The 21,029-nt window shown below is 63.5% G+C and carries 23 protein-coding genes; 10 read left to right on the top strand and 13 right to left on the bottom strand.

The annotated features are described in order from the left end of the window. Positions 1-26: 26 nt before the first annotated feature. On the bottom strand, positions 27-1,022 hold the full coding sequence (locus IEV88_RS12275; RefSeq protein ID WP_188158168.1) for an adenosine kinase: 996 nt from the start codon (positions 1,020-1,022) through the stop codon (positions 27-29). 106 nt (positions 1,023-1,128) lie between these two features. Here IEV88_RS12275 and IEV88_RS12270 point away from each other — a divergent pair, with 106 nt between their 5' ends. Next, entirely contained in the window at positions 1,129-1,578 is a 450-nt protein-coding gene (locus tag IEV88_RS12270) for a hypothetical protein (protein WP_188158169.1), read from the top strand. A 98-nt stretch (positions 1,579-1,676) separates the two neighbouring features. Here IEV88_RS12270 and IEV88_RS12265 read toward each other — a convergent pair whose 3' ends face one another. The 4 genes from IEV88_RS12265 to IEV88_RS12250 all read right to left on the bottom strand — a co-directional run bounded on the left by IEV88_RS12265 (position 1,677) and on the right by IEV88_RS12250 (position 8,383). Continuing rightward, complete coding sequence (locus IEV88_RS12265) at positions 1,677-3,494, bottom strand: AmpG family muropeptide MFS transporter (RefSeq protein ID WP_188158170.1); 1,818 nt, start codon at positions 3,492-3,494, stop codon at positions 1,677-1,679. A gap of 78 nt (positions 3,495-3,572) precedes the next feature. Next, the gene (locus IEV88_RS12260) at positions 3,573-5,390 is read right to left on the bottom strand and encodes a response regulator (protein ID WP_188158171.1); all 1,818 of its coding nucleotides are present in this window, start codon (positions 5,388-5,390) and stop codon (positions 3,573-3,575) included. Between the two features lie 107 nt (positions 5,391-5,497). Next, on the bottom strand, positions 5,498-7,102 hold the full coding sequence (locus IEV88_RS12255; protein ID WP_188158172.1) for a YifB family Mg chelatase-like AAA ATPase: 1,605 nt from the start codon (positions 7,100-7,102) through the stop codon (positions 5,498-5,500). 72 nt (positions 7,103-7,174) lie between these two features. Beyond that, positions 7,175-8,383, bottom strand: a complete 1,209-nt coding sequence (locus IEV88_RS12250; protein WP_188158173.1) for a glycosyltransferase family 61 protein — start codon at positions 8,381-8,383, stop codon at positions 7,175-7,177. A gap of 207 nt (positions 8,384-8,590) precedes the next feature. Here IEV88_RS12250 and IEV88_RS12245 point away from each other — a divergent pair, with 207 nt between their 5' ends. Then, positions 8,591-9,079 carry a L,D-transpeptidase scaffold domain-containing protein gene (locus IEV88_RS12245; protein ID WP_188158174.1) on the top strand — a complete coding sequence of 163 codons (489 nt, stop codon included), beginning with the start codon at positions 8,591-8,593 and terminating at the stop codon, positions 9,077-9,079. Between the two features lie 5 nt (positions 9,080-9,084). On the opposite strand, the gene IEV88_RS12240 is transcribed toward IEV88_RS12245, so the two are convergent. From IEV88_RS12240 to hemH, 7 genes are all read right to left on the bottom strand, one after another. Continuing rightward, positions 9,085-9,450 (bottom strand): YidH family protein, encoded by a 366-nt coding sequence (locus tag IEV88_RS12240; protein ID WP_206711176.1) that lies wholly within the window; start codon positions 9,448-9,450, stop codon positions 9,085-9,087. An 86-nt stretch (positions 9,451-9,536) separates the two neighbouring features. Then, on the bottom strand, positions 9,537-10,031 hold the full coding sequence (locus tag IEV88_RS12235; protein ID WP_188158176.1) for a hypothetical protein: 495 nt from the start codon (positions 10,029-10,031) through the stop codon (positions 9,537-9,539). Positions 10,032-10,122: 91 nt separating this feature from the next. Then, positions 10,123-10,764, bottom strand: a complete 642-nt coding sequence (locus IEV88_RS12230; RefSeq protein WP_188158177.1) for a MarC family protein — start codon at positions 10,762-10,764, stop codon at positions 10,123-10,125. A gap of 73 nt (positions 10,765-10,837) precedes the next feature. Continuing rightward, positions 10,838-10,975 (bottom strand): DUF2474 domain-containing protein, encoded by a 138-nt coding sequence (locus IEV88_RS12225; protein WP_229731468.1) that lies wholly within the window; start codon positions 10,973-10,975, stop codon positions 10,838-10,840. Continuing rightward, positions 10,972-11,985, bottom strand: coding sequence for a cytochrome d ubiquinol oxidase subunit II (gene cydB / locus IEV88_RS12220; protein WP_188158178.1), 1,014 nt, complete (start codon positions 11,983-11,985; stop codon positions 10,972-10,974). Before cydB ends, IEV88_RS12225 begins: the two co-directional genes overlap by 4 nt. A 4-nt stretch (positions 11,986-11,989) precedes the next feature. Then, on the bottom strand, positions 11,990-13,531 hold the full coding sequence (locus IEV88_RS12215; RefSeq protein WP_188158179.1) for a cytochrome ubiquinol oxidase subunit I: 1,542 nt from the start codon (positions 13,529-13,531) through the stop codon (positions 11,990-11,992). Between the two features lie 94 nt (positions 13,532-13,625). Continuing rightward, the gene (gene hemH, locus IEV88_RS12210; RefSeq protein WP_188158180.1) at positions 13,626-14,654 is read right to left on the bottom strand and encodes a ferrochelatase; all 1,029 of its coding nucleotides are present in this window, start codon (positions 14,652-14,654) and stop codon (positions 13,626-13,628) included. A gap of 77 nt (positions 14,655-14,731) precedes the next feature. Between hemH and IEV88_RS12205 the strand changes: the two genes are divergently transcribed. From IEV88_RS12205 to IEV88_RS12185, 5 genes are all read left to right on the top strand, one after another. Further along, on the top strand, positions 14,732-15,154 hold the full coding sequence (locus IEV88_RS12205; RefSeq protein ID WP_188158181.1) for a hypothetical protein: 423 nt from the start codon (positions 14,732-14,734) through the stop codon (positions 15,152-15,154). A 50-nt stretch (positions 15,155-15,204) separates the two neighbouring features. Further along, entirely contained in the window at positions 15,205-15,861 is a 657-nt protein-coding gene (locus tag IEV88_RS12200) for a hypothetical protein (protein WP_188158182.1), read from the top strand. Positions 15,862-15,874: 13 nt separating this feature from the next. Then, positions 15,875-16,417, top strand: coding sequence for a heavy-metal-associated domain-containing protein (locus IEV88_RS12195; RefSeq protein WP_188158183.1), 543 nt, complete (start codon positions 15,875-15,877; stop codon positions 16,415-16,417). After that, positions 16,417-16,797: a hypothetical protein gene (locus IEV88_RS12190; RefSeq protein WP_188158184.1), complete on the top strand. Its 381-nt coding sequence runs from the start codon at positions 16,417-16,419 to the stop codon at positions 16,795-16,797. Before IEV88_RS12195 ends, IEV88_RS12190 begins: the two co-directional genes overlap by 1 nt. Positions 16,798-16,931: 134 nt before the next feature. After that, on the top strand, positions 16,932-18,011 hold the full coding sequence (locus IEV88_RS12185; RefSeq protein ID WP_188158185.1) for a hypothetical protein: 1,080 nt from the start codon (positions 16,932-16,934) through the stop codon (positions 18,009-18,011). Positions 18,012-18,116: 105 nt separating this feature from the next. Here the strand turns inward: IEV88_RS12185 and IEV88_RS12180 are convergent, their stop codons facing one another. Further along, positions 18,117-19,046 (bottom strand): hypothetical protein, encoded by a 930-nt coding sequence (locus IEV88_RS12180; RefSeq protein WP_188158186.1) that lies wholly within the window; start codon positions 19,044-19,046, stop codon positions 18,117-18,119. Between the two features lie 210 nt (positions 19,047-19,256). On the opposite strand from IEV88_RS12180, the gene rpmI reads away from it, so the two are divergent. From rpmI to pheS, 3 genes are all read left to right on the top strand, one after another. Further along, the gene (rpmI, locus tag IEV88_RS12175) at positions 19,257-19,457 is read left to right on the top strand and encodes a 50S ribosomal protein L35 (protein WP_155139772.1); all 201 of its coding nucleotides are present in this window, start codon (positions 19,257-19,259) and stop codon (positions 19,455-19,457) included. 23 nt (positions 19,458-19,480) lie between these two features. Further along, on the top strand, positions 19,481-19,837 hold the full coding sequence (rplT, locus tag IEV88_RS12170) for a 50S ribosomal protein L20 (protein WP_188158187.1): 357 nt from the start codon (positions 19,481-19,483) through the stop codon (positions 19,835-19,837). Positions 19,838-19,952: 115 nt separating this feature from the next. After that, a complete protein-coding gene (pheS, locus tag IEV88_RS12165; RefSeq protein WP_188158188.1) occupies positions 19,953-21,029 on the top strand; it encodes a phenylalanine--tRNA ligase subunit alpha in 1,077 nt (358 codons plus the stop codon).

The following is a 21,029-nucleotide window of genomic DNA, read 5'->3' as shown; positions in this document are numbered from 1 at the left end:
CATAGTCTTGACGGTGTCAGGATAGACTAGATCAGCCCGTGATCCTTCGCCATCTGTTCCAGCGATTTCTGCGGGCGCGGACCCATATGGCTGATGACTTCCGACGCGGCGAGCGAGCCGAGCTTCGCGCAGGTCGCCAGCGGCATGCCACGGGTCAGGCCAAAAATGAACCCGCCGGCGTAAGCGTCACCGGCGCCGGTCGTGTCGACCAGCTGGTCCGGGGCGACGGCATCAACCGCCTCCGCCGGGCTGTCCGGCCCCATCACGATCGAGCCTTTCTCGGAGCGGGTGATGGCGAGATAGGGCGAAATGCCTGTCAGCTTCTCGACGGCGTCCTCCAGGCTGTCGGTCCCGGCAAGGGCCTTGGCCTCTTCCTCATTGGCGAAGACGATGTCGACATGGTCCTTGATGAACTGCACGAAATTGCCGTGCTGGCGCTCGACACAGCCCTTGTCTGACAGCGTGATCCCCGTCTTGCGGCCGGCCCGGCGCGCGATGGTCGCGGCCTTTTCCATCGCCTTGCGGGCGACCGGCTGCTCGAACAGATAGCCCTCGAAATAGGTCACTGCCGCGGCGCCGATAACATCCTCGTCGACATCCGCCTCGCTGACATGTTCCGCCGCGCCGATAAATGTCAGCATGGAGCGCTCGGCGTCGGGCGTGACATTGATCAGGCAACGGCCGGTCGCGGTCTCGTCGGCCATCGGCGCTGCGACGAATTTGACGCCGACATCTTCCATCGACGCCTTGAACGCATCGCCGAGCCGGTCGCGGCCGACCTTGCCGATGAAGGCGGCCGTGCCGCCCAGCGACGCGAGGCAGGCGGCCGAGTTCGCCGCCGAGCCACCGGCGACTTCCTGGGTCTCGCCCATTTCCTTGTACACGGTCAGCGCATGCTCCGCGCCGATCAGGATCATGCCGCCCTTGGTGATATCGTGGGTGACGAGAAACTCGTCATCGCAATGGGCGAGAACGTCGACAATCGCATTGCCGACAGCGGCGAGATCATAGGTATGGGCCATATCCAGTCTTCCTGAGGTTACCGAAAGTTCAGCGGCAATCCATAAAGAGGCAGACTAACAATGACAACCATCGTTAGAGGGCACATAACGGGCAGAGAGGTGGACCATGCCATATCGCGTAAACAGATTTCTTTCCGTTGCCTTTGTGCTGGCCGCCGCGGCCCTCGCCGCCTGCGAGACCAGCGAACAGGCTCTCGCCCCGGTCGAAATGAAGGATGGCGCTCCGGTAGTCTCAGAACAGGCCGCCCCGCCGGCCAAGGAAGCGACCGTGCCGGTCGAGCAGCCAAAGCCACAGGCGCCACGCAAGCCCGGCATTTCAGGGGCGAGCTATATCGGCCAGCCCGCCGCGTCGCTGGAAGCCCTGGTCGGTCAGCCCGCCTTCACGCGCAAGGAAATGGCCGGCGAGTTCCGCCGCTACGATCTCGGCCCCTGCCGGGTTTATGCAGTGATCTCGGAAAGCGACAGCGGCCGTCCGGTCATCGGCAGCCTGTCGATCAGCGGCACCATGCCGGGCGCAGCCTCGATGACGCTGCAGCAATGCCTGGACGCAGCCTAGAGCAGCCTGCGTCCGGATGGACGCAGAGGAGCCGGTCTACCACATTGGAAGCGATCACCTTTCCTGCCTTCAAATGATCCATCTGAAGGCCGGTTGATCTAGTCGCGGATTGAGGCCTTCAGCTTGTCTGCCACGCCGATGCGCGCCTGCCGCAGCCATTCCCCGACCGAGGCGGCAACGCCGACAAGGCCGAGTACGGCCGTCAGGATGAAGACGAAGGCATAGCCCCGGTTCTCGATCAGCTCGCCCAGATATCCGCGGCCCAGGACGCCGATCAGCATGGTCAGCGAGGCGAGCAGCGCATATTGCACGGCGGCGTAGTGCTTGTTCACGATTGACGACAGATAGGCGACATAGGCGACGCTGGCGAAGCCAACCACGAGATTCTCCCCGGCAATGACCAGCAAGAGCCGGCCGATGCGGTCATCGATGGTGATCGGCGCATCGAGGATCGGCGTCGTATACAGCCAGTTCGCCGCCGCCTGCAGCGGGCCATAGACGATGTCGAAATGCACAAAGTCGATGAACGCATCGACGCGGGCACCGCCGACGGCAAGCTCCGCATAGAGAAGGTTCGTCGCGGCGGCGAGAATGCCGCCGATGACCAGCGCGCGCATGCGTCCGATCCCGGCGATGATGAAGCCGGCCAGGGCGGTGCCGGTAATCGTCATGAGCACGCCGAATATTTTCGACGCAAAGGCGATCTCCGACAGGGTATAGGCGAGCCCGCCCGTCTCCGGCGCCCCGAGATAGAACGGATAGGCAAAGGCACCCCAGACCGTATCGGCGTAACGATAAGTCAGTACCAGGGCGAGGATCAGGATCGCGGCATAGCGCAGGCGATAGACGAGATCGATCATCGGCTCCAGCAGGGCTGTATAAAGAAGGTCTGTCGCGCCGCTCGCAGGGGCCTCGCCGCCGGTCGGGTGCGGATCGCGCTTCAGGATCATGATGGCGGCGATGACCGGCGCGCCGACACAGGCCGCGACAATGAAAGGGCCGGCAAAGAGCGTGAAATTGCGCGTGCTCGGCGGCGATTCGGCCGTGACCATATAGAACATGAAGCCGAACAGGATGATCAGGCAGGTGACCCAGACGGCGAGCACCGGCCAGACGAATTTTTCCCGTTCCTTGCCCAGCGACACGCCGAGCGTAACGCGGCGGCGTTCAGGCAGCGCCCGGGCGGCGCCCTTGACCGGATTGCCTTCCGCGTCGGGAATGAAGAAGACCGAGGCAAGACAGATCGCCATGGCAATGGAGACAAAGATCCACGCCTGGCCCCAGCCGGCGATATCGGCATAGATCAGCATGCCGCTGCCGCCGATGAAGACGGCCGAGCGATAGCCGAGCTGGACGACGGTCGACAGCGTGTCGAGCATCTGGCTCGTCTCTGCGGCGCGAATGCGCCAGGCATCGATGGCGATGTCCTGCGTCGCCGAGGCAAAGGTCGACAGCACGGCGAGCAGCGCGACGATGGCAACCCCGCGCGACGGATCGAGCCCGCTGATCAGAACGAGCGAGGCGACGATCACCGCCTGGCAGGCGATCATCCAGCGCCGCAGCCCGCCCATGCCGATAGCCCGTGGCAGGATCGGCAGGTTGATCGCGCTGATGAGCGGCGACCAGAGAAACTTGAACGCATAGGCGAGACCGGCCCAGGACAGGACGCCGATGGTGGAGGTGGTCACCCCGCCCTCGGTCAGCCAGGCGATGAGCGTGCCGGTGAAAATCACATAGGGCATGCCTGAGGCGATGCCGAGGATGAACATGAAGCTGCGCTTGCCCGGTGTCAGCATGCCGATGGTGACGGCATCCGACACCGCGCCCGGACCGGCTTCGGAACCTGCTCCAGGCCCGGCTTGCCCGGACGGCTTGGTGTCGGGATCGTCTTTCTCGGGGGCGGCAGGATCGGCCACGCGCTAACTCCTCTGGTACTCGGGCAGAGCTTATAGCACTTCGCGCCAGAAGAAAGGTGCTGAGGAGCGGCAAGCCGCTCAGGCGGCGTTGCGGCCGTGCTCGCGGCCCGGTCCCCAGCGCGTGACGATGCTGCGCAGATCGACCGGATCGAACGGCTTGGTCAGGAAATCGTCCATACCGACATCGAGACAGGCCTTGCGATCGGCGGTGAGGGAATTGGCGGTCAGGGCGACCACAGGCAGGTTGGCAATGCCGCCGGACAGACCGCGAATGTGCCGGGTCGCGGCGACGCCGTCCATAAACGGCATGTGCATGTCCATCAGGATGAGGTCATAATTGCTGCTCGACACCGCCTCGATTGCCTCTTGTCCGTTTTCGACGCGGTCGACCTGGTGGCCGCAATTGCGCAGGATGGTGCTGGCGAGCACGGCGTTGATCTGGTTGTCCTCCGCGAGCAGAACCCGGAAGGTGCGGTCATTGGCCGGTTCGGTCTTCCGGCCGTGGGCGGCGTGATGGCGCTGGCGTGTGCCGGGGGCCGCAGGGCGGGGCTGCTGCGATGGTTCGGTGACCGATCCCGCCGCGCAGACCGCCTGCAGGCGCTCGGCCAGGCTCTGCTGGCGGATCGGCTTGATGAGATAGCCGCCAAACCCGCGTTCGCGCAGGCCGGCCAGCTCGTGGCGGGCGGTGGTCGACAGCATCACCAGCGCCCGGTCGGCGGCCGCGATCAGGTCCGCCGACAGCGCATCGGCCATCGCCCGGTCGCAGAGCAGGATCGCATCCTGCGTCCGCTTCAGAAGCGCCGAGGCCTTTTCGGGGTCGCGGGTGATGCAGGTCTTGCGCACCTGTGCCACGGCAAGCTGGGCGCGCAGTGTCCGCGCCATGATCGGCGAGTCCGTCAGCACGATGACCGGCCGGTCTATCGGCGAGAGGCGCTGCGGCGCATGGACGCCCGGCGCTCTGCGCATCGGGATCGTCACCGAGAAGACGCTGCCCTTGCCGGGGGTGCTTTCGAGCGTCACGTCGCCATCCATGGCACGGACGACCTTGCGCACGATGGCGAGACCAAGCCCCGTTCCTTCCTGCTGGCGTTCCCCGGCCGGACCTGCCTGGGCGAACTCGTCGAAGACGGAATCGAGATCCGCGGCGTCGATACCGATGCCGGTGTCGACGACATCGATGCGCAGGGAAATCCGGTCGTCGGGTTCTTCATCGGCGTGCATCTCGATGGCGACGCCGCCCGCTTCGGTGAACTTCACGCCATTGCCGGCAAGGTTCAGAAGGACCTGACGCAGTCGTGCGGCATCGCCGATGATCTGTATCGGGACGGATGGCGCTACATAGGAACCGATGTCCAGATTGCTGTTGCCGGCGCGGGGCGACAGCAATTCGACCACGTTCTGCACCAGCGCGCGCGGGTCGAACGGCGCCTGCTCCAGTTCGAGGCGGCCGGCCTCGATCTTGGAGAAATCGAGAATGTCATTGATCAGTGTCAGGAGAGCCGACCCGGACTCGTACACCGCCTCGGCATAGGTCGCCTGGTTCGGGTCCAGATCTGTTTTCATCAACAGCCCGGCCATGCCGAGAATGCCGTTCAGCGGCGTCCGCATCTCGTGGGTCATCGTGGCGAGGCGGCGCATCGGCGCACCCTCGTCGATGATGCGGCCGGAATGGATCGAGAGCCCGTCGCCTGTCTCCGTCCGGCGCCAGTCGATGCAAGGCGCAGCGCTGTCCTGTGCAAGCTGGTCAAGGTCGATCCTGCGCCCCCGCCAGTCGGCGGCGGCCCCGCCAAAGGCTTCGCAGAAGGCGGGATTGACATGCACGCAGGCGCCGTCACCGCCGATCAGGGCGACGAGGTCGGGCATGGCATCCACTATGGTCGTTTCCGTCAGGTCCATATTCAGGGAACCCCTCCATCAGGGTTCATCCTAAAGCTAGACTTTTTGAAAAAGTGTAATGAAAGACGGTTAAGCGTGCTTAACCGTAATTTCCTTATACGGCCTATCTAGCGCCCGCCAGTCCGCCATTCAGTGGTCTTGAGGCTGTTGCCGCCCGACGAAAAGGCGGGCGGTGCCATGCCAGTTGCGGCATCGCGCTGGCGATAGCTGATCGCCTCGGCAATGTGGCGCCGGGCGATGCCGTCGACCCCGTCAAGGTCGGCGAGGGTGCGGGCAACCCTGAGAATGCGAGTATAGGCCCGCGCCGACAGGGACAGGCTTTCGGCGGCGCGGGCCAGCAGCGCCGCGCCCTGGTCATCGGGCTGAGCGACGCGTTCCAGCAGGTTGTCGGACAGCTTGGCGTTGGTGCGCGGGCGCACATCCCTCGGGTCAGCGAGCGCGCCTGCGCGCTCTTCCTGCGCGGTGCGCGCGGTGGCGACCCGTGCCGCGACCGTCGCCGTTGCCTCGCCATTGGCCGGCGCGGCGAGATCCATGGCCGTGACCGGCGGCGTTTCGATCATCAGATCCATGCGGTCGAGGAACGGGCCGGAAACGCGCGACTGGTAGACCTGCTCGCAATTCGGGCCGCGCCCGCAGGCCCGGCCCGACGCCTTGCCATGGCCGCAGCGGCACGGGTTCATTGCCGCGACCAGCTGGAACGAGGCCGGATAGCGCACATGGGCGTTGGCCCGGGCGATGACGACGTCGCTCGTCTCCAGCGGCTGGCGCAGGCTGTCGAGAACCTGCGGCGTAAACTCGGGCAATTCATCGAGGAACAGGATGCCGTTATGGGCCAGCGACGCCTCGCCCGGCTTGGCCTTCAGCCCGCCGCCGACCATCGCCGCCATCGAGGCGGAGTGGTGCGGTGCGCGATAGGGCCGCGCCCGGGAGATCGAGCCATTGCGGATCAGCCCGGCAAGGGACTGGATCATCGACACTTCCAGCATCTCGGCGGGCGAGAGCGGCGGCAGGAGGCCGGGCAGGCGCGAGGCGAGCATCGACTTGCCGGAGCCGGGCGGGCCGACCATCAGCAGGTTATGGCCGCCGGCGGCCGCAATCTCCAGTGCCCGCTTGGCCGTCTCCTGCCCCTTGACGTCTTTCAGGTCGGCCACGGCGGGGCCGGGGGCGAGATCGCCCGGTTGCGGGCTCGCCAGCACCTGGGTGCCCTTGAAATGATTGACCAGCTGGATCAGCGTCGAGGCGGCGATGATCTGCGCATCGCCCCCGGCCCAGGCTGCTTCCGGGCCATTGCCGGCGGGGCAGATCAGGCCGAGATCGAGCCCGTTGGCGGCGACCGCCGCGGGCAGCGCGCCATTGACCGGCAGGATCGAGCCGTCGAGGCCGAGCTCGCCCATCACGGCGAAGCCCTGCGCCAGGTCCTTTGGCGCGGCACCCATTTCCATCAACAGGGCGAGCGCGATCGGCAGGTCGAAATGACTACCCTCCTTGGGCAGGTCTGCAGGAGCGAGATTGACGGAGATGCGCTCGGGCGGCAGGCCCAGCCCGATCGCGGAAAAGGCCGCGCGCACACGCTCGCGCGCCTCGTTCACAGCCTTGTCCGGCAAGCCGACGATGGTGAAATGATTGTTGGCGCCGCCGGTCAGCTGGACCTGGACGCGCACCGGGCGGGCTTCGATCCCCTCGAAGGCAAAGGCTGTAACCTCGGCAACCATGGCGCTCTCCTCTCTTGCCCATCAGCCTAGACGCGAGTGAACAAGCCGTCAAGAACAAAAGAGGAACGCGCGCTAGTCCCGCTTGCTATGGAGTTCGAGGCAGCGCTGGATATCCTCCGTCGGGCAGGTCCAGCTTCTCTCCGGCTTGGGGGCGCTGAGGTCGATATAGTCACCGAAGATGACCGAGAGACGGTGATGCCTGAAATGCGAAATCAGCGCGTCGTCCTTGAGGTAGAAATTCTTGGGCGCCAGAATGACGTTTCTGCCGCCTTTCGGCTGGAACCCGGCGAGATACATCTGGCTGCCGACACACCCTGCAAGGGACCTGCATTGGCGGACCATGGCAATCTGGTCGGTCGGCGACATGGTCTCGGGAGAGACGATGTCGTAGCCGGCCGCCGCGAACAGCGCCTCGACCTCGTCATTGTTCTCAAGCGGCCGGTCGGTGGTCCGCGCCCGGGACAGGAAAATCTTTCGTTGCGGGTCCTCTTCTGCCGGGATGCCGGAGGCGATCCTGTCCCAGACCCGATCCTGCTCCTTGCGCACCCAGCGATGGGTGCGATAGGCGGGATCGGCCACGATGAGGCGCTCCACCGTGGTGGCGTGCGGCGCATGGACGATGCGATCGGCATCGACACCGGCCAGCGCGAGGATTTCCTCCTGATAGGGCTGGAGCTGGCCTTCATACATGATGAACCGGCAATCCTGTCCGGCAGCCTCGAGAAGTTCCAGCGCCCAGAGCCGTGTCAGGCCTTCCAGCAGGAAATGACCGAAATGATTGTGAATGCTGCCGAGATGAAAATAGGTCCCTTCCAGCCGGCCCTCCGGCTCGGGGCATTGAAGCTCGAACGGCTCTTCCAGCGTCGATCCGAGGACATAGCTCTCCGGCAGCGTATAACCGCCATCCATGATGGCGAAGGAGTTCGGCACCAATTGCTGCTTCCTGGTCAACAGGAGCTGGCCATCGCGGTGCCGGGTGCCGCTGCGCGAGCCGATCCGGCCGCCCATGATCCGGGCATCGTGCAGGCAGGACACGGTCAGCGGGGGAAGCTGCAATGTCTCGTCTTCCCAGTGATCCATCTGGGCCACGCGGGGCGCCCCCGCGGCATTGGCGATCTGATTGTCATAATTGAAATTGTAGATCCGCACCGGCTTGCGGCACTCGAATGTCGTCTCCGGTTTGCGCACCAGAACGGCGTCATCCGGCGATGACAGCAGGGCCTGGATGGTGTCGACGGTCGGGAGATTGGCCATGCCGGTCTTGAGGCTCGTCTCAGCCATATGGTCTTAACTCCCGACAGTGAAGATGGATTCAGACGTCGTATCTACCATGCTGCTGGCTCGGGTCAACTCTGCAGCTACGGATGGTTGTAGCCTTGGGCGAGCGCCGCGGCTGTGAAACCCCGACGGCGCGACACGTGCTTCTATCTGCGCGGGCGGGCATGGCGCTTGCTACCCTAGGGGCGTGTAGAAAAAGAGAGTCCCGGTATGACACGCCTTATCGCTTTCATCGTCCTGTTTACGACCCTTGGCCTGGCGCCGGGCCTGTCGCCGGCCGCCGCCGCGCCCTCGCCGCTGGTGATGGAGCGCCTGCTCGGCCATCCGGATGCGGGCAACCGGACCTATATGGGCGAGCGCTTTCAGGAACTCGACGATCTGCGCGTCTTCTATGCCAATCGCGCCTACGCGCCGGTATGGACGCGCGAGACGCTGCTGGAGCTGCGCTATGCCTTCATGGAAGCGCAACGGGCCGGGCTGAGCGTGACCGACTATCACTTCACTGCGCTGGGTACGGAATATTCCAATGACAACGAGATGGCGCTGGAGCTGCTGGCGACCGATGCGTGGCTGTCGCTTGCGGGCGATCTGTATGGCAGCGACGATGCCGACATGCTGGCTTATCTTCACCATGCGCTGGAACAGGACCGCCTCTACGAGGCACTGGCCGAGCTTGCCGCGTTTCGATCAGGGCGCTGACAGGGTCACAGCAGCCACAGGACGATGGTCAGGGCGGTCGATCCGAGCACGAACAGGAACGTGATGATGCCGAGATTGCGCCGGGGCAGGGGCTTGGCGCTGTGGGATTTCATCCGGCGCAGGATATCGCAGGCATTGTAGAAGGCGCTGATGAAGACCAGTACCCCGATCAGGATGAAGATGGTGGCGATGGTCTTGGCGAGCCAGGTCGGCTCGACACTCTTGAACAGGGCCTGAAAGCCGAGACCGAGACCGACGGATGTGATGCCCGCCTGCAGCCAGGCGGCAAAGGTCCGCTCATTGGCCAGCAGGGTCCGGTCCTCGGCCCATTCGGTCCGCCGCATGGCGAGGTCGTTGGTGCGGTCTCCCATGAGCATGCCTCCCGCTTGCGTTAACGTTGCTGCCGCCGGATCGTTCCCTGCCCGTTCCCTGCCATGCAGTGCGCGCGGCCGGATCGTCAGCGTGCGGCATTGCGCGCCATCTCGCGGCAGGCCTCGACATCTCTCACGGTCAGGCCGTCTTCAAGGTCGTATTGCGCCTGAAGCAGGCTTTGCTGGCGCGCCACCATGGCGGTGTCGCCGTCGATGCCCTGTGCCCCGGTCAGCGCGTTGCCATAGTCGCTGAGGGTGTAGACCAATGCCCTGTCGTCATCGCTGATCCGGCCCGTTTCATCGGCGGCGCCCAGCATGATGATGCCTTCGCAATAAAAGGCTTCCTCGGCCCCGGCGAGGCCCAGCGCCGCATAGTCAATTGCAGATGTAACGACGCGCCGGTCCGGCCCGGGCGCAGCGGCAGGTGCGGCTCCCGCCTGTTGGGTGGTTACCACCAGTGCCGTGTCGGCAGCAAGGCGCGGCGGCTCGTCGTCCCTGTCCCCGATCAGGCTCAGGACAAGCTGCGCGCCGATGATGATCACGGCGCCGATACCGGCCAGTTGCAGTGCTTTCAGTCTCATGGCTCTCCCCTTCCATGCGCTTGCGGTCATTCTAAGGTGGCGCTGGCGGGGAAGTAAAGGCGGGCATGACGCACACCAGGTGCGCCAGAAATCAGCTCACAAGGGGCGAGAAAATCCCGGCATTGCGGATGCCGGTGATGATCATCTCGGTCGCCATTGCGGCGAGGATGATGCCCATGATCCGGATCGACACCGTCCGCGCGGTGTACGACACGACCTGGTTGATAAAGGGCACGATCAGCAGGCCGACGCACATCAGCGCGGCCATGATCATGATGACGGCATAGAGTTCGATATAGGCCCCCTTCACCGCTGCCTGCTGGGAGAACAGGATCAGCGTGGTGATCGTGCCGGGGCCGACCGACATGGGTATTGCCAGCGGATAGACCGCCGGATTGGTAATTTCCTCCTGCATGCGCTTTTCACGATCGGTGCCGGCATGGCTTTCGTGGCGGACGCCGGAAATCATGGTCAGCGCGATCTGGAACAGCAGGATGCCGCCGGCGATGCGGAAGGCGTTGATGGAGATGCCGAAGAAATCGAGGATCGGCTGGCCCGCCAGCGCCACCACGATGGAAGCGGCAAGGATGGTCGTTGCCGCCTGGAAGGCAATGCGCCGGCGATAGGCGTTGTCGTAATCTTCCGTCATCGACAGGAAGATCGGCATGACCACGAGCGGGTTCATGATGGCGAACATGGCCGCCAGGAAACGGGTGAAGAACTCGGTGTCCATGGCACAGCCGTCTAGGGGATTTCCCCTGCCGGATAAAGCGATGTTTTCATGTCGCCGGCCGCTGCCCGTCAGCTCAGGGCAGGATCAGCAGGCGGATGCCATAGGCAAGCACCGTCACCGTGGCGACGCCGCCGGCCCACAGGCCGACGAACCAGACGATCTTCATCACCGCGGGCGGCAGGTTGAAACGGGAGAAATCAGGCAGCCTCAATGATAGCCCTCCTCCGGGTCTATCTTGCCGCGGAACACCCAATAGGCGTATGCGGTATAGGCGAGGATGATCGGTATCAGGATCACCGCGCCGACAAACATGAATATCTGCGAGTTGAACGGCGCTGCCGCCTCGAAGATCGTCACTTCGGTGGGGATTATATAGGGGTACATGGAGATGCCGAGCCCGGCAAAGCACAGTGCGAACAGGACGAGCGCCAGGATGAACGGGCGGTATTCGTGATTGTGGATGGTCAGGGAACGGAACATCAACAGGGTGATCACGGCAACGGCGATCGGCACCGGTGCGGCGAAGAAAATGCCGGGCATGGACAGCCAGCGCTGATAATAGGCCGCTTCCAGATAGGGCGTGAACAGGCTGACGAGGACGATAAAGGCAACCGTCGCCAGGCCAAAAGCCCAGGCGAGCTTGCGGGCCTTCTCCTGCAGCGGGCCTTCGGTCTTCATCACCAGCCATGTCGCGCCGAGCAGGGCATAGCCGGCGACGACGGCAATGCCGGTCAGGAAGGAGAAGAGTGAGAGCCAGTCCCACCACCCGCCGCCATAGGCACGGCCATCGACCGCAACCCCCTGCAGGATCGCACCGAGGATGACGCCCTGCGAAAACGCCGCCATGGTCGAGCCGATGATGAAAGCGCGGTCCCACCATTTCAGCCAGCGCTCGGTCCGCCAGCGGAATTCGAACGCTACCCCGCGAAAGACCAGGGCCAGCAGCATGGCGATCACCGGCGCGTACAGCGCCGGCATCAGGATCGCATAGGCGAGCGGGAAGGCGGCAAACAGGCCACCGCCGCCAAGGACCAGCCAGGTCTCGTTGCCGTCCCATACCGGCGCGACGGAATTCATCATCACGTCGCGGTTCTTTCGTTCCGGCACCAGACCGAACAGGATGCCGATTCCGAGGTCGAACCCGTCGAGCACGACATAGATGAAGATGGCGATGACGAGAAGGGCGGCCCAGGCGATGGACAGGGCGATGCTGACTTCCATGGCGTTACTCCCCTTTTCCGGTGTTGCCGTCTTTGTCCGTATCGGTGCCGGTCATGCCCTCGCTCTCACCCTCCGGGGCGGGCGTAGTGTCGAGCTTCGGCGTGCCGCCCGGTCCCCAATTGATACGGCTGCGGGCGATGCGCGGATCGTCTGGATCGGCCAGGATGATCTGCGAGGCGGGGGTGATGCCGGCGGCGCGGATCGGACCCGTCTGGTCCTTGACGCGCTCTTCGGTCAGCTGCGGCGGCCGGTTGGCGAGACGCATCAGGTAGAAGACCCCGGCACCGAAGACGAGGAAATAGACCACGATGAAGAACAGCAGCGAGCCCGCGACCGCCGGCGCGGCGATCGGCGAAACGCTGTCCTCCGTCCGCATCAGGCCATAGATCGTATAGGGCTGGCGGCCGACCTCCGTCGTGATCCACCCGGCCAGCACGGCAACGAGCCCCGATGGCGTCATGATGAGCGCCGCCCGGTGCAGCCATCTATTCGTGTAGAGCGTGTTTTTCCAGCGCGCCCACAGGCTGAACAGGCCGACGCCGAGCATCAGGAAACCCATCGCCACCATGATGCGGAACGACCAGAACACGATCGCGACCGGGGGTTGCTCATCGTCCGGGATCGTATCGAGCCCTGCCATCGGCGCGTTGAGATCATGCTCGAGGATGAGCGAGGAGAGCTTGGGAATGCCGATGGCATATTTCAGTTCCTGCGCTTCATCGTCGGGAATCCCGAACAGATAGAGCGGCGCGCCCTCGGGATGGCTCTCGTAATGGCCCTCCATGGCCATGATCTTCTGCGGCTGGTGCTCGAGCGTGTTCAGGCCGTGCAGGTCGCCGAGGAAGATCTGCACCGGCGCGACGATGGCCGCCATCCACATGGCCATGGAGAACATCACCTTCACGCCCTCATTGTCGCGCTCGCCGCGCAGCAGGTGCAGGGCACCGACGCCGCCGATGATGAAGGCGGTGGTGAGATAGGCCGCCGTCAGCGTGTGGGAGAGGCGATAGGGGAAGGACGGGTTGAAGATGATCTCCAGCCAGTTTTCCGGCAGGAACTGCCCGTTCTCGGCGATGACGAAACCGGCGGGCGTATGCATCCACGAATTGACCGAGAGGATCCATGTCGCCGACAGGGCGGTGCCGAAGGCAACGGCAAGGCAGGCGATCATATGCAGGGTCGGGCCGACGCGGTTGCGCCCGAACAGCATGATGCCGAGAAAGCCTGCCTCGAGGAAAAACGCCGTCAACACCTCATAGGCCATCAGCGGGCCGATGACGGGTCCGGCCCTGTCCGAGAACACCGACCAGTTCGTGCCGAACTGGTAGGACATGGTGATGCCGGAGACGACCCCCATGGCAAAGGTGATGGCGAAGATCTTGACCCAATAGCGGAAGAGCCGGAGATAGACATCCTTGTTGGTGCGCAGATAGAGCCCGTTCAGGACCGCCAGATAACTCGCCAGCCCGATCGTGAAGGCCGGGAATATGAAGTGGAAGGAGATCGTAAAGGCGAACTGGATCCGGGCGAGCAGCAAGGCGTCCATGGGGAGCTCTCCATCAAATTGCTTGATGTTCACATAGGGACATAGACCATTGCGCGCCGTATGCAAAACGCCGCAAGCGTCAGTCTGACGCGCCTTATATCCAGCCGGCGGTTTCCGTGCGCAGGATTTCCTCCAGCAGGCCGATCATGTCGTCATTGTCGTTGAGGCACGGGACCTGCGTCAGCGTCTCTCCGCCATGCTCCGTGAAGGTCTCCGCTAGGCCGATACCGACCTCTTCCAGAGTCTCGATGCAGTCGGAGACGAAGGCGGGGGTGATGACGGCGATGTGCTTCAGCCCGTCTTCGGCGGCCTTGATGACGAGGTCCTCCGTCGCCGGCTCGATCCATTTGGCGCGGCCGAATTTCGACTGGAAGGCGATAGGCGCGAAGTCTGTGTCCCAGCCCATGCGTTCGCGCAAAAGGCGCGATGTTTTCTGGCAATGGCAATGGTACGGGTCGCCGGCGAGGAAATAGCGTTCCGGCATGCCGTGATAGGAAAGGATCACCCGCTCCGGCCTGTCCTCCATGGCCGGTGACAGCGAGTTGGCCAGCGCGGAGATATAGCGCGGATGGTCGTGGAAGGCGGGCACGGTACGCACGGCTGGCTGCCAGTTCATGCCCTTCAGGATACGGAAGACCTCGTCATTCACCGTCGCCGTGGTGGTGGCGGAATATTGCGGATAGAGCGGGAAGATGACGAAGCGGTCGCAGCCTTGTTCCCTCAGCGCGGTCAGGCGGCTCTCGATCGAGGGATTGCCGTAGCGCATGGCCCAGTCGACGATGACCCGGTCTGATCCGAGCCGCTCGCCGACCTTTTCCGCCTGCTGGCGGGTGTAGTAGCGCAGCGGGCTTTCATCGCTCTCGGTGCGCCAGATCTTGGCATAGGCCTCGCCGGTCTTTTTCGGCCGCGTATTCAGGATGATGCCCTGCAGGATCGGCTGCCACAGCAGGGGTGGCAGGTCGATGACCCGCGGGTCGGACAGGAATTGCTTCAGGTAACGCCTTACCGAGGCCGCGTCGGTGCCGTCCGGCGTGCCGAGATTGACGAGCAATAGCCCGGTCCTGCCGGTCTTCACCGGCGGGTGGCCGTCTGGCAGCGCCGCCTCGTTCACTGTCGTAACCATCTGTATTCCCTGCATGTCTTGCCCAAGCTGCCTTGCATATAGAGGCTTGGTGCGCAAAGGCCAGCACCGATACGATCATGCCGCAATTGGCAGGCGGCACCAGGTCTGCTATTCATGGCGGCGTGAAACTGCTTCTCGCCATCCTGTTCGGTCTGTCGGTCACGCTCAATGCGCCCACCGTGTGCGCCCATGCGCTTGGCGGCGCGGGCACCGCCGCAGCACCGGTAGCGATGATGGCGGGTGATGACCATCACTCTATGGATCACGGCGGCGGGCATGACCTGCCAACGCAGTCTCATCACGATCATCACGGCGACACCAGCGGCAGGGACGATTGCAAGGGTGGCAGCGATTGCGATGGCTGCACCATGGTCGTGGCCTCCATGACCGAGCTTGCCGCGCTCTACCTCCCGGATGCCTGGCATCCGTCTGGTTTGCCTGTCGCCAGCGGCCTGACCGGCCCGGCTGACTCCATAGAGCCGCCACCGCCGCGCAGCTGAGCTCCTTTCACGCTCACACAATCCGACATCAACAATTGAAAGGACAAGCCATGGCGCGCTTTATCGCGGCCATTGCTTCCCTCATCTGCATGACGTCAGGTTTCATGGCTGAACCCGCCATGGCCCGACCCGTCTCCTATGAGGGTGGCTGGACGCTCATCGAGGAAACAGACCGTCAGAGTACGGCGCTCTGGGTCCATTACACTGTAAACCCGAGCCTCTCGCTCGGCTGGCGGACCGAATGGGACCGCCAGAATGACGTTCTCTTCAACGGCCCGCAGGCAACCTGGCTCGCCAAACGCTGGTTCGGGGAGAACTATCAGGCCAACCTCTACGGCTTTGCCGGGGCAGGGGCTATCGAAGGCATCAATGGTAATCCCGCCGACCGGGAGGCGGCGGCGTTTATCGGCGCCATGGCCGACTGGGAGACGCGGCGGCTGTTCGCCTCCTACAAGGCTCGTGGTCTCGAGGGGGGCACCGTCGATGGCTCCTTCATGCAGGCGGCCCGTGTCGGTTTTGCCCCTTACGAGGGCGATACCGGCGACCTGCATACCTGGCTGATGCTCGAGATCGACCACCGGCCCGATGCCGACGACCCTGTCGGCGTGACGCCGCTCGTCCGCTTCTTCAAGGGCGCTGCCCTGTTCGAGGCCGGCTGGAGCGTCACCGATGATGAACCCATGCTCAATTTCCAATACCGTTTCTGAAAGGAACAGCACAATGATCCGTACACTTTTTCTCTCCTCCGCTTTCGGCGCGCTCGCTCTCGCGGTCCCGGCCCTTACCTCTGCTTACGCCCTGCAGATGCAACATGATGACATGCAGCACGAAGACATGAAGCATCAGGACATGAAGCATCAGGACATGGACCATGGCGAGCATGACCATGAAGCCCATGATCACAAGGACCATGACATGGAGGCGGACGAAGCCGCATCCGGCGAGCTCGTCATGCTCAGCCGCACGGCTGAAATTGACGCCGCCCTCGCCGCCGGCGGCGAGCCTGCCGTCGCTCAGGTGCTCGGCGTCGTCTGCGACTTCTGCGCCAAGGCGATGAACAAGACCTTCGGCAAGCGCGAGGAGGTCGCGGCCACCTATGTCGATCTCGACACCAAGACACTGAACCTGGTGTTCCGGCCCGGCCAGAGCCTCGATGACGAGACGATCGGCGAGCTGGTGAAGAAGGCCGGCTACCGGATCGCTGCCATCCACCGCGGCGACGCGCTGATGGTCGAAAGCGCCCAGGGCACCGGGGCCGAGTAATGCGGCTCTGGTTGAGGGAAACCGCGGGCCCGGCGCTGGCGCTCTTTGCCAGTACCGGGACCCTTTTGTGCTGCGCCCTGCCGGCCCTGCTGATCACCCTTGGGGCCGGCGCGGTGATGGCCGGGCTCGCCGCCAATGTGCCGGGGCTGATCTGGCTGACGGCGCATAAGGGGCAGCTATTCGCTGTTTCGGGCCTGTTGCTCGCCCTGGCGGCCTTCATGAAATGGCGGGCACGCAATGCCCCTTGCCCGATCGACCCGGCACAGGCGCGGGCCTGCATGCGGATGCGGCGGGCCGGCACGGTCATTCTGGCCATTGCCGTCGTCACCTATCTGACCGGCGGCTTCTTTGCCTTCCTCGCGGCGGATCTGCTGCTCTGAAAAATCAATGACCGCGCCGCCGTGACTGGCGGCGCGGCGTTTCATGACACTTGCGTGAAACTCTTGTCATAAAAGGGTTACACGCGGCGGCTATGCCCCAAAGATAACAACAGCAATTGCATCCGGGTGCCCCCATGGAATTCGACATCTCGCTCTGGGCCATTATCGGCTTCACCTTCGCCGCCTATGCCGTTGTCGGCAACGACGCTCTGCAAACGCTCGGCACGTTCATCCTGTCCAATAGCCGCCTGCACTGGACGGTGCTGTTCGCCTTCGCTGCCGTGGTCCTCGTTGCGGTCTTTACCTATGGCTGGGTCGTCAATGGCGGTGACCCGTCCTATGGGCGCCTGGCGAATGCCGAGAAATACCCTGTCGTCGCTATCCAGTGGTACCACACGCTGCCGCCGCTGGTGCTGCTGGTCATCACCCGCCTCGGCATTCCGGTGTCGACCTCCTTCATGGTGCTCGCGATCTTCGCGACGCTGGAGGGGCTGACCTCGATGACGGTCAAGTCGATGCTCGGCTATGGCCTTGCCTTTGTCTCGGCGCTGGTCCTCTATCTGGTGCTGACGCCGACGGTTGAGAAATTCTTCCGCAAGACCGAGCACCAGCAGCACTTCATCGGCTGGGTGGTGCTTCAATGGATCACCACGGCCTATCTGTGGGGCGTCTGGCTGGCACAGGACTTCGCCAACATCTTCGTCTTCCTGCCGCGCGAGCTGACGGCGATCGAGAGCTTTGGCGCGATGGGGATCATCGTCATCCTGCTCGCCTATACCTTTTCCAACAAGGGTGGCCCGGTGCAGCAGGTCCTGAAGACGAAATCCAACGTCACCGACATCCGGTCGGCGACGATCATCGACTTCTCCTATGCCTCGCTGCTGTTTTTCTTCATCACGCTGAACGATATCCCGATGTCGACGACCTGGGTGTTCCTCGGCCTGATCGCCGGGCGCGAGGTCGGCATGAACGCCATGGGCAAGACGCGGGACTGGTCGGAAGTCGCCCGGATCATCTTCTCCGACGCCGGCAAGCTGTTCATCGGTTTCGTGATATCCGTCGCGCTTGCGGTGCTGCTGCCAATGCTGGCCGCGTCGATGACCGGCGGTGGCACCGATGCGACCCCGTTATCCGGTGTCGTCGACGAGTCGGTCGCACCGGCAGATGGCCAGGACGCACCGGCTGACGGCGTCGAGCCCCAGCTTTTCCGGTAGAGCTTTTCCGGTGAGGCGGAAACCGGTTCACCGCTAGGAAACGCGAAAAACTAACGAATCCGGACCCTTTCAGCGCTTCGAGAGAAGCTGAAGGGGTCAGGACGATCAGACCAGCGCTGCCAGCTTCCCCGGTAGCGGCGTCTCGCCCTGCAGGACCTGAAGGTGCGTGATCAGCGCCTCTTCGGCGTCGTTGACGAGGCCGTCGCGCTTGATCCGGGAGACAAGCCAGTCGGTCTCGGCGGCGGTCAGTACAGCGGCATAGCCTGCCTCGATCTCGCGGCGGTCATTGGCCGCCGCCTGCGGATGCTGCCACTGATAGGCGTCGATTACCGCCTTGAACCCGCCCTGGGTCATGCGCCCGAAAAAGCCGGTAATGTCGGCCTTTGGCGATTTCAGCCACGCCTCGCGGCGCAGCGCCTCGCGTCGTGTCGGCGGCTGATAGCCGATATGCGCCATCAGATAATTGCCGACAGCCTTCATGAACAGGTCCGCCCAGGACGGGTGATTGTTGGCCGAATAGGCGGCATCGTTAAGATCGAACAGGAAAGCGGCCTCCTGCCTGGTGATTGCGACATTGCCGGCGCCGCCGGCTGCGAACAGGAATGCGCGGACCCGCTCGACCTCGTCGGCATTAATGACGGCATCGGCGAGCACATGGGCGCGGATCGCCTCGAGCCCGAAATCGATCACTGGCTGCGGCACCTTGTGGGCATGTCTGACCATGTGGACGAGCGCGTCGAGCACGGCAGGGTTGATCGCGTCGGGCCGGTCGAGACAGCGCACCAGGAAGGCGCCGTTTTCCTCGCTCATATAGCCGCGCGGTTCGCCCTGGCGGATGAAGAAATCGGCCATCGCCTCGCCCAGGAATTGCTGCCAGCTCGGGTCGCCGTCCGGCGCCATCGCGGCAAGCTTCAGCAGGTCCGCCATTTCCTCATGGTCGACGACCTGGTCGCCGAACACGCGCCGGCGCATGCGCAAAACGTCCTCTGCGCTGACATAGCCTTGCGTCGTCAGGGCTTTGATATAGGCATTCATGCGGGGACCCTCTCTCTTATGGACCTGTCCTGACAGCAGTCTGCGAGAAGATGGTTAATATCGTGAAAACGCCAGCGGGCGGGCGGAAACACGCTCAGAATCCGCTTGATTCCCGTCCTCAAGCCGCTATAACCCGCGCTTTAACCGGCGGGCTGGCCACAGGGTATTGCCTCCCCCGCCTATCGATCATTCCAGACAAGGAAGTGAAAAATGCCCAAACTGAAGACGAAATCCGGAACCAAGAAACGGTTCAAGGTCACCGGTAGTGGCAAGATCATGGCCGGCCCCGCTGGCAAGCGCCACGGCATGATCAAGCGCACACCGAAGCAAATCCGCCAGAAACGCGGCCTGTCCGTCATGTCCGAGCCCGATCAGAAGATCGTGCGCAAATACATGCCATACGCGCGCTGAGCAGAGATAAGGAGACCTGAACCATGTCACGCGTCAAAGGGGGCCCAGCGTCCCACGCCCGTCACCGTAAAATTCTGAAAAAAGCCAAGGGCTATTACGGCGCCCGCTCACGCCTGTTCCGCACCGCGAACCAGGCTGTCGAGAAAGCCGGCCAATATGCCTATCGCGACCGCAAGGCCAAGAAGCGCAATTTCCGCTCCCTGTGGATCCAGCGCATCAACGCCGCTGCCCGCATGAACGGCCTGACCTATGCGACCTTCATGCATGGCCTGTCCGTGGCCGGTATCGAGGTCGACCGCAAGGTGCTCGCCGACATCGCCGTGCACGATCCGGAAGGCTTTACCGCGCTCGCCAAACAGGCTGATGCGGCACGGGCTTAAGAGATCATTTCCCGGCTCGTAAGAGCGGGAAATCATTGAACAAGACACTGCCAAGGCGCTATCAGTCCTTTGATAGCGCCTTTTTTATTATCCCGATCCCGAGAAGACCTGACCCATGTCCGACCTAGACCAACTCGAAAAAGACTTGAGCGACAGGATCGCCGCTGCTGAAACGGAAGCCGCGCTGGACGACGTGCGCGTCCATGCCCTTGGCAAGAAGGGGGTCGTCAGTGAGCGGATGAAGACGCTGGGCAGGATGAGCCCGGAAGAGCGCCAGGAAATGGGCCCGGCCCTGAACGGGCTGAAGGGGCGCATCGGCGAGGCGATCGCGGCGCGCAAGGCGATGCTGGAAGAGGCGGCGCTGGAAGCGCGCCTCGCGTCGGAGAAAGTCGACATCACCCTGCCGGTCCGCCCCGAGGCGAAGGGCAAGATCCATCCTGTCACGCAGGTGTTCGAGGAGATGGCCGCGATCTTCGCCGATATGGGCTTCGAGATCCGCGAAGGCCCGGAGATCGAGGATGATTTCCATAACTTCACCGCGCTGAACTTCCCGCCAGACCACCCGGCGCGGGAGACCCACGACACTTTCTTCTTCAATGAAAAGGAAGACGGCAGCCGCAAGCTGTTGCGCACGCATACGTCGCCAGTACAGATCCGTACCATGATGACAGAGAAGCCGCCGCTGCGCATAATCGTGCCTGGCCGCGTCTATCGCTGCGATTCAGACCAGACCCACACCCCGATGTTCCACCAGGTCGAGGGGCTGGTGATCGACAGGGAGACCCATATGGGTCATCTGAAAGGCACGCTGGAAGCCTTCATCAAGGCGTTCTTCGAGATCGACGAGGTGACGACCCGCCTGCGTCCGCACCATTTTCCGTTCACGGAGCCTTCCGCCGAGATGGATGTGGGGTACGAGCGTGTAGGCGGCGAGCTGCGCATCGGCCAGGGCGAGAAGTGGATGGAGATTCTGGGCTGCGGCATGGTCCACCCGAATGTGCTGCGCGCCTGCGGTCTCGACCCGGACGAATATCAGGGCTTCGCCTTCGGCATGGGCGTCGACCGCCTCGCCATGCTGAAATACGGCATCCCCGATTTGCGCGACATGTTCGCGTCGGACGCGCGCTGGCTGGAACATTACGGCTTCGACCCGCTCGACCAGCCCAATACCGCAACGGGACTTAGCAGGTAA

Origin of the sequence: Aquisalinus flavus (assembly GCF_014640095.1) — a bacterium.
GTDB lineage: Bacteria > Pseudomonadota > Alphaproteobacteria > Caulobacterales > Parvularculaceae > Aquisalinus > Aquisalinus flavus.
The sequence above is the reverse complement of the archived record's forward strand: the minus strand, read 5'-3'. Positions and strand labels throughout refer to the sequence as shown.

Excerpts from the sequence above, each read along its gene's own strand:
- rplT (WP_188158187.1), top strand. The coding sequence starts at position 19,481 with ATGTCACGCGTCAAAGGGGGCCCAGCGTCCCACGCCCGTCACCGTAAA.
- IEV88_RS12190 (WP_188158184.1), top strand. The coding sequence starts at position 16,417 with ATGCGGCTCTGGTTGAGGGAAACCGCGGGCCCGGCGCTGGCGCTCTTT.
- IEV88_RS12185 (WP_188158185.1), top strand. The coding sequence starts at position 16,932 with ATGGAATTCGACATCTCGCTCTGGGCCATTATCGGCTTCACCTTCGCC.
- rpmI (WP_155139772.1), top strand. The coding sequence starts at position 19,257 with ATGCCCAAACTGAAGACGAAATCCGGAACCAAGAAACGGTTCAAGGTC.
- IEV88_RS12235 (WP_188158176.1), bottom strand. The coding sequence starts at position 10,031 with ATGAGACTGAAAGCACTGCAACTGGCCGGTATCGGCGCCGTGATCATC.
- IEV88_RS12245 (WP_188158174.1), top strand. The coding sequence starts at position 8,591 with ATGACACGCCTTATCGCTTTCATCGTCCTGTTTACGACCCTTGGCCTG.
- IEV88_RS12230 (WP_188158177.1), bottom strand. The coding sequence starts at position 10,764 with ATGGACACCGAGTTCTTCACCCGTTTCCTGGCGGCCATGTTCGCCATC.
- IEV88_RS12260 (WP_188158171.1), bottom strand. The coding sequence starts at position 5,390 with ATGGACCTGACGGAAACGACCATAGTGGATGCCATGCCCGACCTCGTC.
- IEV88_RS12250 (WP_188158173.1), bottom strand. The coding sequence starts at position 8,383 with ATGGCTGAGACGAGCCTCAAGACCGGCATGGCCAATCTCCCGACCGTC.
- IEV88_RS12215 (WP_188158179.1), bottom strand. The coding sequence starts at position 13,531 with ATGGACGCCTTGCTGCTCGCCCGGATCCAGTTCGCCTTTACGATCTCC.
- IEV88_RS12180 (WP_188158186.1), bottom strand. The coding sequence starts at position 19,046 with ATGAATGCCTATATCAAAGCCCTGACGACGCAAGGCTATGTCAGCGCA.
- IEV88_RS12205 (WP_188158181.1), top strand. The coding sequence starts at position 14,732 with ATGCCGCAATTGGCAGGCGGCACCAGGTCTGCTATTCATGGCGGCGTG.
- IEV88_RS12195 (WP_188158183.1), top strand. The coding sequence starts at position 15,875 with ATGATCCGTACACTTTTTCTCTCCTCCGCTTTCGGCGCGCTCGCTCTC.
- IEV88_RS12255 (WP_188158172.1), bottom strand. The coding sequence starts at position 7,102 with ATGGTTGCCGAGGTTACAGCCTTTGCCTTCGAGGGGATCGAAGCCCGC.
- cydB (WP_188158178.1), bottom strand. The coding sequence starts at position 11,985 with ATGGAAGTCAGCATCGCCCTGTCCATCGCCTGGGCCGCCCTTCTCGTC.
- IEV88_RS12275 (WP_188158168.1), bottom strand. The coding sequence starts at position 1,022 with ATGGCCCATACCTATGATCTCGCCGCTGTCGGCAATGCGATTGTCGAC.
- IEV88_RS12200 (WP_188158182.1), top strand. The coding sequence starts at position 15,205 with ATGGCGCGCTTTATCGCGGCCATTGCTTCCCTCATCTGCATGACGTCA.
- pheS (WP_188158188.1), top strand. The coding sequence starts at position 19,953 with ATGTCCGACCTAGACCAACTCGAAAAAGACTTGAGCGACAGGATCGCC.
- hemH (WP_188158180.1), bottom strand. The coding sequence starts at position 14,654 with ATGGTTACGACAGTGAACGAGGCGGCGCTGCCAGACGGCCACCCGCCG.
- IEV88_RS12240 (WP_206711176.1), bottom strand. The coding sequence starts at position 9,450 with ATGGGAGACCGCACCAACGACCTCGCCATGCGGCGGACCGAATGGGCC.
- IEV88_RS12270 (WP_188158169.1), top strand. The coding sequence starts at position 1,129 with ATGCCATATCGCGTAAACAGATTTCTTTCCGTTGCCTTTGTGCTGGCC.